Source organism: Georgenia satyanarayanai, assembly GCF_023715365.1.
In the GTDB taxonomy this organism is placed as follows: Bacteria; Actinomycetota; Actinomycetes; order Actinomycetales; family Actinomycetaceae; genus Oceanitalea; species Oceanitalea satyanarayanai_B.
The window spans coordinates 1-11653 of sequence record NZ_JAMBNZ010000024.1 but is presented as its reverse complement, the minus strand read 5'-3'; the positions used below and the strand labels follow the sequence as shown (position 1 = coordinate 11653).

The window sequence follows — 11653 nt, the reverse complement described above, 5'->3', positions numbered from 1 at the left end:
AGCGGTCACCGTGATGGTCCTTTCGAGGCGGTTGTGAGAGATCACTCGAAGGATCGCGCGGTGACCGCCTACGTCTACAACGACACGCTCACCGTGCTACCGATACACCACTCTGCTGGACTCCACTCCATCGACCGGGTCGTCGCCCGTGACCGTGGTGAGCCGCCGCCGGTTCAGCGACCGATTCCTAATGATCCTCTCGAGTGGATTGACAGCACGCCGTTGATGCGTCGGCTCCGGGCGCTGGCCCCGCGATGGGAGGATCACGCCACCGAGGAACGGGAGCGTCTCACCGACAGCGACACCGGCCGGTGGCTGATGAGCACGGAGACATCGCGCTACGTGATCGACCTGGACGCGCGCACCATCACTCGATCCCCGGGAGACGGCGAGGATGCCCTAGACCTGCGCCGTGATGACGAGGTTGTTCCGCTCCTCCGGCTCAATTCTTGCGAGCGTGGCGCATCGGCGGTCCTACTCCTCGACGTGCGAGGCGACGGTGTCGCGACCCTGCGGATGACGACACCGGTCCGCAGGATCACTCGCGCGGACGCGGGGGTTCTGCGTGAATGACGAGCCCACCGACCTCGACCCCAACGGCACCCGGGTCGTGCTCGCAGGAGACTGGCATGGGGACACGTGGTGGGCTAAAAGCGTCGTCCAGCGTGCCGCTCGAGTCGGCGGGGTCGCGATGATCCTGCAGGCGGGTGACGCCGGTTTCCGGTGGCCAGGGCGGGCGTCGGGGAAGTTCGACCGGAAGGTCAACCGCGAGCTCAGCAAGCTCGACCTCCGCATGGTCTACGTCGACGGCAACCACGACCCGCACGACATGCTCGCCATCGCCCCACAAGATCACCTCGGCTTCCGCGTCATTCAGGACCGAATCAGGTACGCCCCCCGCGGGCTCCGATGGCGTATCGGTGGCGTCGTCTTCGCAGCGTTGGGTGGTGCGTTCTCGATCGACCACCGCCATCGCACCGCCGGAAGGACCTGGTGGCCAGAGGTTGAGGAGGTGCGCCAACAGGACGTCGATGCGCTCGGAGATGACCCGGTGGACGTGCTCCTCACCCATGACGTCCCTGCGGCCGTCGCGATGAAGAGCGATCTGCCGTTCGGAACCGAAGATGCGGACCGGGCGCAGGTCACACGCGACTTGCTACAACAGGCCGTCGAGCGCACAAACCCTCGACTCGTGGTCGCCGGGCACTGGCACCAGCGGAAGACCGCCACGATCCGCCGCCCCGGCGGCGAAACCAGGGTCGAGGTCCTGGCCAGCGACGGAATGGCCGGTGACGCCGTCATCCTGAATCTCGATGACCTCTCCGTTCGCCCGCTACCGAGGCGAACATGGTGAGACGACCCGCGCTGTGCGACTTCGATGGCGTAGTCCCGGTCACCACCGAGATCATTCTGAGTCGCAAGACTCAACGGCCGTCGTCGCTTCCAGACCGCGGCGCCGACCTGGCTTGCGGTCCTCCCGTCGCAACCACCGTGCGGCCCGTCCCGCCGGTAAACGCTGAATCTCCCCCGAATCTGGAAGGTGCGGGGTGCAGTCGTGGATGAGGGATCGCCTGTCGACGTGGTCATCGAGGTCCGTCTACCTGACCGCGTTGTCCAACTTGTTGACGAGGCAGTGGCAGCGGAGAGAGCCCCATCGACCTGATCTGCACCGGCCCGGACCGTCTCCTCACGGCAGCCCGCCGCATGGCTGAACCGCTCCAAGGCTAGTTAGTGCAACTGGCAGTTGCGTCTTGCCGCAGACGAGTCCGAAGCTGGATCGGCCTCTACACTCCCGAACTCCGCGTTGCTACGACTGGGAGGACCTGACGATCACGCATCGGACGACGCTTGCCCGAGCCTGCCGCCCGCCAACCCTCACGCTCTGGAGACACGCCCTAGTCGTCGTGGTCTTCGAACGCTTCGGGGTCGAGGTCCTCTGCCCGGATCTCTCGGTGGTTGCTGGTGGCGTTCCACAGGAGTGTCACGGCGATCACCAGGAGGAGGACGAGGATGAGCAGCCCGAGGAGGAGCGGCCAGCCGAAGGTGGTGATCATGCGCGCCACGGTACGCCCGCGCCAGCCGAGGACGGGTAGGGTTCGGCGATCCGTGGTCGCCGAACCTCGCGAGTCGAGCGTGAGTCACCGCCGCCGTGAAGACTGCCCAGTCCCGCTCCTTCGAGGCGGACACGGAAGGACCCCGCCCTGGTCATTCAGGACGGGGTCCTTCTGCCGATTGGAGACTGAAGTTCGACGTCGCCTGCAGTCTCGGCGTCGTTGAGGAACTAGACGATGTCGAAGTTTGAGAGGGCGACGGCTCCGGTCGGGATCACCTGCAGCTGGACCCAGAGCGCTACGCCCGCCCAACCCTGCGCGCTCCCAGTGAACCGCAGTTCCGCACGCGCTGGAATGCCCGGGGCGTAGGAACTACGCACCATGACGACTCGGACGTTGCTAGCGGAACCGCCTGCGATGATCACGCCAGGAGCGCCCGCGTAGGTGATCTGGGCCGTGTTCTGACCAGCATCCATACGGTAGTCGGCTCGGAAGTCCCCACTGATCGGTGCGAGCACTTCACGGACCGTGCAGTTGCTGTAGCGGGCAGATCCACCCACACGAGTGAAGCTGCAGCCGGTGATCGAAGCGAACGGCGTGATCCCCGAGGACGGCACCGCGGTGGGAACCTCGAGACCCGAGGCGTGGAAAGATCCATCGGGATACCTGCGGATGGTGTAGTCGAAGCCGTCGATGCGGCGCTGCTCGACGGACTCCGGTTCCACATCTCCGCGCAGGGAGTCCCACGTCTCGCCAGCCAGGTGGCTCGCGATGAGTTCCTCGCGGATTTCCGCAGGGACGTCGAACTCCTGCAGTAGTTAGTCGATCTCTTGGACGGCAGCGGCCTGGTCGTCTCCGCTGGCCGACGGTGGCGTCGGCTGTGTGGCTGCTCCCGCTGATGTCGCTCCTAGCAGGAGCAATAGTGCGCAGCTCAAGGCTGCAATCAACCTCTTCATTCCGTGTATCCCCCCTAGATTAGCGATGGGCAGTAAGTGTCAATCGAGATGTCGACAAACACGCGGGCGTCGTCAGGTCCGATCTCCTCGGCCCACATGTCGATCAGGTTCTGGCGGACCTGGGCGACGCCCCCCTGGTACAGGCCGTCGAGAACGTCGTCCCAGTTCTGTGAGTCTGGGTCGTGCGCGTAGATGAGCGCACCGCAACTCGTCTGTCCGAAGAACGAGAGTGGCGCAAGGCCTGGCTGTTCGGGCTTGAACACGCCGGGCAGCTCGCGGTCGACCCGCTCACGGAACTCGCGGTCTACTTCGACGCCGGCCCGTAGGGCGTCCTCAGGGATGTGGTCCGCGCCTGCTATTGCGGGTGCGGCCACGGCGAGCGGCGCTCCGGCAAGCATGAGGCTCGCCGTGATAGCGAACCCGCGCCGCCCCCTTCTTGAGTCGTTGTCCATGTCGATCCCCCCGACAGTGCTGATGTGCTCGGCTGGATTGTTGTGGTCTGCTTCACACTAACAAGGGGGCATGGACACGTCTACTGCTGTCGCCGAGATGACGGCGCTGCACCCGCCTGACCCGTACCGACGATGAGCGTGCCGAGTGTTCGCGGCGATCGAGGCGGCCGGCTCTCCGGTTGTACTCGGGCAGCCTGCGCCTCACAGTTGCGCCGGTCAGTGGGAGCGAGTCACAACCAGCGTGTCGAGGTCCAGCACAGTCGAGTTGTCGGGAGAACCCTCCTCGTCGAGCACCTCCGCTCGGGAGCGTCCGGTGGCGAGTGCGGCGCTGGGCCGGGGAAGACCACCTGCGACGACTCCTGGAGTGGCCGTTCTCCTGCGGGGCTGTCGGGGTGTCCCTAGCCTGGCGGCATGAGACAGCCCGTGCCCAAGATGCTGCTCCTGATGTCGCTGGCGCTTTCCCTGTTGGCCTTCGTGAGTTGGATCGTGGTGTTCTCGATGGGAGGGCGAAGCGTCTGGACCTACACCACTGGAGTGCTGTTAGGGGTGGCGGTCGTCTACCAGGTGTTCTTCGTGCGACGTGAGCTGCGCCGGCGCGGTGCTGCAGGTGGTGGCGAGGTGACAGCGCGTGAGCCGTGAACCGCACTGGGTCTGATGGAGGCTCTGGTCATTTGATTTCAACCAGGGCCTGGTTGCCCTGCTGGGTAGCGTAGAACCTCTCTTTGAACTCGGTCGGCGGCAGGTCGGCGAGGTAGCCGTGCAGCCGCTGGTGGTTGTGCCAGTGCACCCAGCCGAGGGTCGCGAGCTCGACATCGTCGACCGTGCGCCAAGGCCCTGGCCGTGAGGGTCCGCGGATGAGTTCGGCCTTGTAATAGCCGTTCACCGTTTCGGCGAGGGCGTTGTCGTAGCTGTCACCGACAGTGCCGATCGATGGGACGGCGCCGATCTCGGCGAGACGCTCGCCGTAGCGCAGGCTCGTGAATTGCGAGCCGGCGTCGCTGTGACACCGCAATCCCTCGAGCTGGGTACCGCGCGACCAGCGGGCCATTTCGAGGGCGTCGAGGACCATGTCGGTGCGCATGTGGCCCGCGACGCGCCAGCCGACGATCATCCGGCTGGATGCCGCGCGGCCGCCTCGTCGGGTCGCGTGGTCCGCACCCCCTTCGTGCGCACCACGCCCTGGATGCCCTCCGCGCGCATCAGCCGGGCGGTCTGGTCCCGACCGATATCCCAGCCGGCACGCTGGGCGGCCTTCCACAGCTTCCGAGCACCGTAGACCCGGTAGTTGTTCTCCCACAGCTCCCGCAGCGCCGGCCGGAGCTCGGCGTCCCGCTGCGCGCGTGCCGAGGGTTGACGGTTCTTCGCGGCGTAGTAGGTGCTCGGAGCCACCTGCAGCCCTGCCCGAGACAGGATGCTGCAGATGGACTCGACTCCGTGCTTGCGGCCCTCGACCACGTCGTGCCGGTTGGCGTCGATGAAGGCAACTACTTCTTGTGTTGGCGGTCGAGTTCCGCCCCGAAGAAAGACGCCGCTCGCTTGAGGATCTCGTTGGCCCGCTTGAGCTCCCGGTTCTCCTGCTCCAACTCCTTGATCCGCTTGGCCTCCGCGGTCGTTACGCCTGGGGCGTGGCCCTCCTCGATATCGGCCTGCTTGACCCACAGGCGCACCGACTCCACGCCGTATCCCAGCTGGGACGCGACCCGCTGGACCGTTCCGTGCTCGGTCCCCAACTCTGCACACAGCGTGCGGACCATCCGGACCGCCGCCGCCTTCTCCTCCGGGGTGTAGCGCCGCGTCTGCGGCTTCCCGGGCACCTGCTCCTTCGGCATGTGCTCATCCTCGTTTCCATGGTCACGAGCCTCCAAAGAACCCAGTGCGGTTCACACCGTCGCGCACGTCGGTGGCTCCGCCGGGCCGGACGGTCCCTCGCCCTGCACGCCACCCACGCCACCGTGCAGGGACTCCTCGAGACCCTCCTCGCGTAACCCCCGTCCCGTGCAGGTGGACAGTCAGCTCCGGAACGCCACACCCCGAACCAGCAGCCGCCCCACCGGCACCGGTTCGCCAATTGGCGAAGACCCCCGGCGGAGACGGGCCCGCCCGGAGGCCGCCATGTGGCCAGGCCACCCCCCGGGGCCAGCAGGCGAGCACCCACGGTGCCCACGAGACGGCCACCCCACCACCAGGTGACCCCACCACCGGGCGACACCACACCACCTGCACCCGGGTCGCGCGTGAGTGTGCAGCCACACCACCCGCGAGGGCGACACCGCGCTGCGCGCCCACAGGGGTCCGCCAGACGACCACCCCACCCCACCCCACCCCACCGCGAGGCGACCACCACGGGGTGCACCAGCAGCGGACCCGGCCCACACCGGACGGCCGGCACATCGACCAGCCCTCCCGGGTGCTCGAGACGCTGCACGGGCAACCCGACTCGTGTCGGACGACCGTGTCAGCGCGGAACGCCGCCGCCCCCGATGCCACTGCCCTCTGCCACGCCTTCTTCCAGTTTCACCTCGCCACGGACGCCCGTCCCGCCAACTTGGCCCTCCTCTTCCTCGGCGTGCCGTTCAACATCCCCTCCAACGCGCCGCTTATCAACACGATCGCCCAGCAGGGGACTGCCACATCTACGACAACCACGAGATCAGGCACGCGGAGCGGCCCCTCTCGCCGCATTCCCCACCACCCAGCCACCGGGCCAGTAGCTGCCTAGCGTGCTCGCTGAGGCAACCGACGAAGGGCAGGTCTGCTCACCAGGCAGGCGGAGGTGTCCCTCAGTGCGTATAGCCTTCCCGCGACGCATTAGGAGGTGGACGTGGCTACTCGGGCTGAGTGGACGATCGAGTACGAGGGCGACGCATTCGAGCGCTTCTTCACGAGCCTCACCAGTTACGAGCAGGCGGTCCTGACCGCGGCGATTGAGCACGTCCTCATGCGCAGCGGTATCGACATCTGCCAGAGCGAGTGGGGCAAGGCGCTGGGCAAAGGTCTCTACGAGTTCCGAGTGCGGCGGTCCCTGCAGGCGATCTTGTCCTCGGCGGGTGCGGAGGTACCCGAAGACGTGTCGGGCGTCGACCGTCAGGTGCTCCTGAGAGTGTTCTGCACCTTCCACGGCGACAAGATCGTTCTCCTACTGAGCGGCTACGACAAGCAGTCAGACCCGTCTGAGAAGCGCCAGGACCGCGAGATCGAGGAAGCGCGCAAGATGCTGACGGCTTGGAAGGCCGCCCAGGCAGCAGCGAGCAAGGGCAAGAAGAAGGGGGCGAAGAAGTCGAGCAAGAAGAAGCGCAGGTAGACATCTGTTAGGCCCCCAATGCCCACCTTGCTGAGGATCCGCAACACCCTTAGTATGGGTCGAAGCCCATACCGGGAGGTGCATGAGGAGATGGCTAAGAGCTTCGACGCGCTGGCTACCCGCGCCAAGGAGAAGTGGTCCCCCGACGCCCGGGCGGTCTACGACGCGGCGAGCCGCACGTTCCAGGCCGAGGTCACCCTCCAGCTCGCCTTCGGTGAGCAGCTCGCCAAGGCGCGCAAGGAGCGGCACATCAAGCAGGCCGAGTTGGCGGACCTCACGGGTATCGACCAGGCCGAGATCAGCCGCATCGAGAACGGGCGTTCCAACCCGACCCTCGCCACCGTCTCGCGTCTACTTACCGCCCTCGAGTACACGGCGCAGCTGACCCCGCAGCGTGAGGAAGCCGTCTCCGCGCCGAAGTGAGGGAGGCCATCTGCGACTAGGATCTCTTGGCCTGGGGAGTGCTCACGCCTCGCGCCAGCCACGCCTCATCGACCGCGATGGCGACAACCCCCACGGCGTAGACCACCCACCAGGTGCTCATCCGCTTCCATCCCTTTCCCGACCGTGCGGGGGGATTCCGTCATGCTCGAGCAGCACCGACGCCGACACCACCCTCGCCAGACGGGGTGCGAACTTGGCGGCCACGGCACCGCACGCGGCGAGCTCGCCAGTTGGCGAAGCACAACGCGGCCCGGACCGTTCAGCACCTCGTCCGTCGGCGTCCGCCACCTCAAGCGGCGCGACGACTAACCGCCCTGCCGGTCACGCTGCGCACGCATCACGAAGGCGTAGACCAGGCCGCCTACCCCCGTGACGAGCAGGAAGACCCCAAGAGACGTCGTCCCGAACGGCCACCTCGGGCCAGCGTCATCCGAGTGAGGAAGGACGAGGAGCCTCGCCCCGGCCGCAGCCAAGACAGGACCGAGCACGAGGAAGAACAGCCACGCGTGCCGTGACTGCCCCCGCTCAGCAGCACGACGCTCGGACCGCTTCCGTAGCGCACGCTGGGCGAACATCGTCCCGATCACCACGAGGACCAGCAGCGAGTACAGGACTACCTCACCGGCACTGGTCGCGCTCGTCGCCACCACCCACACCCCGACGGCGAAGACCGCGAGAGTCGTCACGACCTCAACAACTCTGTTCATCCCCCAGACCGTAGGGGACCTCCTGGGCCGCCGTCCGCCGTTCGGGCCGGCGTCTCATGCGCCCTACCGCTCCTTACTTCCCTGTCGCCACCACGCTCACCGTGCCGAGCGTCTCGGCGCAGCTACGGCAAAACCACCTCGCCGGGTGAGCGCACGGAGCCGCACGATGTGTCACTGTGTGAAGTCGAACAAGGCCCAGAGGTTGGTCGTGTACGCGCGTCCTCCAGTGGTCGTAACGGTCACATGCTTGTCGATCGGACTGGCGTTGGGGAACCACACCGCCCACCAGCCATTGTCGACTGTTGCCTGAGCGCGGGTACCGTCACTCGTGGTCACTTCGATCGCTTCCACTTCCGGGCCAGCCAGTCCGTATGCGCTGGTGATGCCACCTCCGCTGGCTTCGTCCGGGCGTTCTCCCCATGGCGAGCTGCCCGTGGAGAGCACGGTGATGTCCTCGGGGCGCTTGGGTGGCTCAGGAATGTCGACGGGGTGGCCGTCGCCGACGTTTCCGTGAACGACGGAGACCATCGCGTCCCAGTCTTCAGTATCGGTACCCCCGACGACGAGGCACTGCATGTAGGTGTTCTCGCCCTCCAGAAGGATGTATGCAAGCTCACCGCGCTTCTCAGCGAGAGCTGGCCGGACCTCGAAGGCAGGCGCGGCGTCACCCGTCGCTCTCGCGAGTGCGATCTGCCCGCCACACTGGTCCGCGCTGGCGGCCACGGCCGCCTCATCGAGGTGTGTCGGGACGGGCACCCAGGAGGCGAAGGCTGACGTTCCCGCAGATGGCCACATAGCCACGACCCCCGCTCCAAGCGCTATGGCTGCTGTGGCGGCCATAGCAGCTACAGGCCGCAAGGAACGTGAACGCGAGGGGGCGGAGCTGACTGACTCTTGACGCTGCGCGAGCACCCATCGAAGCGTCTGATCGGTTTGCTCAGTTTTCGCAAGCGGTACCTGACCCGCAGGATCGAGCGCCTTCACGCGCTCCATCAGCGTTCCATCAGTGCTGTACATCGCGACTCTCCCTTCCGATATTCACGCCAGGCCAGGGGGTGGTCAGCGGCGATGAGTGTTCCAACAGGTGCAGCAGCCGTCGCCTGGCACGCAGCAGTCGCACCGAGTAGGTCCCCGGCCGGCATCCCAGCACTTGTGCCGCTTCTTGGGCGCTTAGGCCGTCCCAGGCGGCCAAGGCGATAACTTCACGTTCGCTGTCTCGCAATCGCTTCCAGGCGCGCTGAAGATCGGTCCGCATTGCTGCTTCGACCTCTAGCGATGCGTTCGGAATGGGCGGTTCCGCCAGCGCTCGTACCTTTAGGGCCTCCCACCGGCCACGCGCGCGCGTCATCGTCATGATGACCTGCCGTGACACACCAAAGAGCCAGGGCCGCGCTTCTAGGGGTACGTCGTCCAGGCGTCGCCAGGCGACCAGGAACGTCTCAGCCACAGCGTCCTCAACCATCGGCTCAGCAAGACGACGACGCACGAAGCGCTCGACCTCGCAGCGATGCTCGGCATAGAGCTGTTCGAAACGCTCCCGGTCCAACATCCCCTCCAACGTGTCTCGGTCAGAACTGACCTCACCCACTACATGGCCACCAGCGGCCACCTTCTTACACGTGTCACCCGCAGCGGCCGCGACGCCGTAAGGCGCTCGGGCGGGACGACCCTGTTCGTTCTCCATGGCGAGTTGCGTCGTACCGCCAGGTGCGGGCGGCGAGGGAACGACCGCTCGGGTCACGTAGACAGAGCGATGGGCCCCAACGCTCGAGCGTGTTGGGGCCCATCGCCGGAGCCGGTACGTCAGTCGTGATGGTAGACGGAGTTGACCGTGATCGTGTTCACGAAGGAAAGCTCCGAGCCCGCGTTGAGTGTGTTGGAGGCCTGCCCGTTGCTGTGCCCGAACGTCAGTCTCCGGTTCGTCGCTGCCTGGATCGTCTTCACGTCGCGCCAAGTACCCGCCCGATATCCATTGTTCCCCTGGATGGAGATGTCAGTCAGGTAGAGCGGCCAGCGCAGGAGGCAACTCTGCGAGAGCCCCCGTGTGCACGACGAAACAGGGTCGACGTAGATCGCCTGAGGCTGGACCATTGGTCGGGTCACCGATACGTACTGGTGCGTGGCTGGGTCCGCGACGATATGGACAGGTGCTCCGCTGCGGACGAGGTCTTGCTCATGGGGGGAGAGCCTTGCAACCACGTGGTTGCCCCAGTCTTCGGCGACTTCCTGGTCGGTTACCTCACCATCGGCCCCCACGAGGTCGCGCAGGTAGGGTGTGACGGTCACCGCCACACCGCTCGCGGTGGTGACAGGCTCCGGGATCGGCGAGGGCCCCGAACTGAGGGTGATCACCTCCGCTGGCGGCTGGGGTTCTGCCTCCGTGGCCATCGCGCTGCCACCTACGGTCGTCAATCCCACCAGCGCAGCCATAACGATGCCCGTCGCTCGACGAATCAATGTCATCCCCCTTGTTCGACATGTGTTGATACCGCGACGCTAGCAGGGGCCGTGTGTGCCGGGTGTCGTTTCGAGGACGATGATTTCCAACGTGCGACGTAGAGATTGGCGAGCAAGGACGACGCCCTCGCCACCCCATGGGACCCCGCGCGACCCGTGAGGCGTCGACGATGGACAGGCCCCCGCCAGCTGGGGACACCACCCCGCCGCCCCGCCCCGGCCCCCGGGGCGCGCGCAGGTCTATGGGCCCCCCATCCCGTCAGGTCGGCTAGCGCTCCCCACGCCACGGCGGGTCCACCAGGCCCCACCTCGAGGTGTCGCGCTCCAATCGAGCCCGCACCAGCCACACCTCACTGACCGCGACAGCGACCACCCCCAATGCGTAGACCACCCACCAGGCGCTCACCCGGACCACTCCTCTCCCGACCTTGCGGGCCGGCGCACTCCTGCTCGAGCGGGACCGTCACCGGGCCGTGCAGAGTTCACCGGCTGGCGCGACCTCGAGGCTCTACCGGAGATCGCGGCGACACCACCGGCGGCAGCAAGAGCGGTAGGTAGATGAGAGCTCGCGCCGTACCGCAGAAGATCGCCAGGACTGAGAAGCATCCCGGTCGGAGGCGTCCCATCGAAGGTGACGACGCTGACGCCCACCAGGAGCGCCACAATCACGGCCCCCGACATCACCGCAGCCGGCCACCGACGCCCAGCCATGACCGCCGCAGCCACAAGGGCGGCAGTCATCAGCACCGCGGCTAACTTCCCACCAGCACCAGCACCAGCACCAGCACCAGCACCAGCACCAGCACTTGGGGCAAGATGACCACCAAGGCGACTACTTCTTCCGCTACCGCGGCATCGACGAGTTGCTGCCAGCCGGGAATGACGGCAGGAACACACGTCGGTGTGATCTCGTCTTGAAGTCACTCTCGCTGACCGGACGGTGCTCGCCTACCCGGTCAGGGAGACCCGCACCGACGCGCGCAGCGACGTGAGACGCCAGAGCGCACCGACTGCGCCTCCGGGCGCGAAGCGCGACAACGTATGCGAGGTGGGGCCCTACGTACGAATGGCCGTGAGATCGCCCGAAAGTATGAAATCGCAACGCCAACGCGCACGCCTCCTCGAACCATACCATCCAGAGGTCCCCTGGCCGCTAGCCCGGTGCTTTCACGGCGGAGCGGGGTGAGGTCGTGTCGGTGAACTGAAAAGTGCTCCTGAACTGGGACGATATGGATTGTCGAGGTCCATGTCAGCCGAGTTCGAGGAGCACCTTCCAGGTGAAGAA

13 protein-coding genes, 1 pseudogene and 1 other annotated feature are annotated in these 11653 nt (G+C 66.3%); of the genes and pseudogenes, 6 read left to right on the top strand and 8 right to left on the bottom strand.

Features of this window, described 5'->3' with window-relative positions; genetic code table 11:
- Positions 1-60: 60 nt before the first annotated feature.
- Entirely contained in the window at positions 61-573 is a 513-nt protein-coding gene (locus M3148_RS16730) for a hypothetical protein (RefSeq protein ID WP_251305869.1), read from the top strand.
- Positions 566-1354 carry a metallophosphoesterase family protein gene (locus tag M3148_RS16725; RefSeq protein WP_251305868.1) on the top strand — a complete coding sequence of 263 codons (789 nt, stop codon included), beginning with the start codon at positions 566-568 and terminating at the stop codon, positions 1352-1354. Before M3148_RS16730 ends, M3148_RS16725 begins: the two co-directional genes overlap by 8 nt.
- Positions 1355-1895: 541 nt before the next feature.
- On the opposite strand, the gene M3148_RS16720 is transcribed toward M3148_RS16725, so the two are convergent.
- The 3 genes from M3148_RS16720 to M3148_RS16710 all read right to left on the bottom strand — a co-directional run bounded on the left by M3148_RS16720 (position 1896) and on the right by M3148_RS16710 (position 3459).
- On the bottom strand, positions 1896-2054 hold the full coding sequence (locus M3148_RS16720; protein ID WP_251305867.1) for a hypothetical protein: 159 nt from the start codon (positions 2052-2054) through the stop codon (positions 1896-1898).
- A 227-nt stretch (positions 2055-2281) separates the two neighbouring features.
- Positions 2282-2776: a hypothetical protein gene (locus M3148_RS16715; protein WP_251305866.1), complete on the bottom strand. Its 495-nt coding sequence runs from the start codon at positions 2774-2776 to the stop codon at positions 2282-2284.
- Between the two features lie 245 nt (positions 2777-3021).
- Positions 3022-3459: a hypothetical protein gene (locus M3148_RS16710; RefSeq protein ID WP_251305865.1), complete on the bottom strand. Its 438-nt coding sequence runs from the start codon at positions 3457-3459 to the stop codon at positions 3022-3024.
- Positions 3460-3870: 411 nt separating this feature from the next.
- On the opposite strand from M3148_RS16710, the gene M3148_RS16705 reads away from it, so the two are divergent.
- Positions 3871-4098: a hypothetical protein gene (locus M3148_RS16705; RefSeq protein WP_251305864.1), complete on the top strand. Its 228-nt coding sequence runs from the start codon at positions 3871-3873 to the stop codon at positions 4096-4098.
- 28 nt (positions 4099-4126) lie between these two features.
- On the opposite strand, the pseudogene M3148_RS16700 reads toward M3148_RS16705, so the two are convergent.
- Positions 4127-5288: pseudogene (locus tag M3148_RS16700) on the bottom strand (IS3 family transposase).
- Positions 4840-4989 (bottom strand) — a sequence feature (AL1L pseudoknot). Its footprint overlaps the pseudogene before it by 150 nt.
- A gap of 44 nt (positions 5289-5332) precedes the next feature.
- Between M3148_RS16700 and M3148_RS18445 the strand changes: the two are divergent.
- From M3148_RS18445 to M3148_RS16690, 3 genes are all read left to right on the top strand, one after another.
- A complete protein-coding gene (locus M3148_RS18445; RefSeq protein ID WP_368859566.1) occupies positions 5333-6178 on the top strand; it encodes a thymidylate synthase in 846 nt (281 codons plus the stop codon).
- 102 nt (positions 6179-6280) lie between these two features.
- Complete coding sequence (locus M3148_RS16695; RefSeq protein WP_251305863.1) at positions 6281-6760, top strand: type II toxin-antitoxin system RelE/ParE family toxin; 480 nt, start codon at positions 6281-6283, stop codon at positions 6758-6760.
- A 90-nt stretch (positions 6761-6850) separates the two neighbouring features.
- The gene (locus M3148_RS16690) at positions 6851-7183 is read left to right on the top strand and encodes a helix-turn-helix domain-containing protein (protein ID WP_251305862.1); all 333 of its coding nucleotides are present in this window, start codon (positions 6851-6853) and stop codon (positions 7181-7183) included.
- Between the two features lie 326 nt (positions 7184-7509).
- On the opposite strand, the gene M3148_RS16685 is transcribed toward M3148_RS16690, so the two are convergent.
- The 4 genes from M3148_RS16685 to M3148_RS16670 form a co-directional block, all read right to left on the bottom strand.
- Positions 7510-7911, bottom strand: coding sequence for a hypothetical protein (locus M3148_RS16685; RefSeq protein WP_251305861.1), 402 nt, complete (start codon positions 7909-7911; stop codon positions 7510-7512).
- 171 nt (positions 7912-8082) lie between these two features.
- Positions 8083-8634: a hypothetical protein gene (locus M3148_RS16680; protein WP_251305860.1), complete on the bottom strand. Its 552-nt coding sequence runs from the start codon at positions 8632-8634 to the stop codon at positions 8083-8085.
- Positions 8635-8914: 280 nt separating this feature from the next.
- The gene (locus M3148_RS16675) at positions 8915-9595 is read right to left on the bottom strand and encodes an RNA polymerase sigma factor (protein WP_251305859.1); all 681 of its coding nucleotides are present in this window, start codon (positions 9593-9595) and stop codon (positions 8915-8917) included.
- Between the two features lie 119 nt (positions 9596-9714).
- Positions 9715-10299, bottom strand: coding sequence for a hypothetical protein (locus tag M3148_RS16670; protein ID WP_251305858.1), 585 nt, complete (start codon positions 10297-10299; stop codon positions 9715-9717).
- Between the last annotated feature and the right edge of the window lie 1354 nt (positions 10300-11653).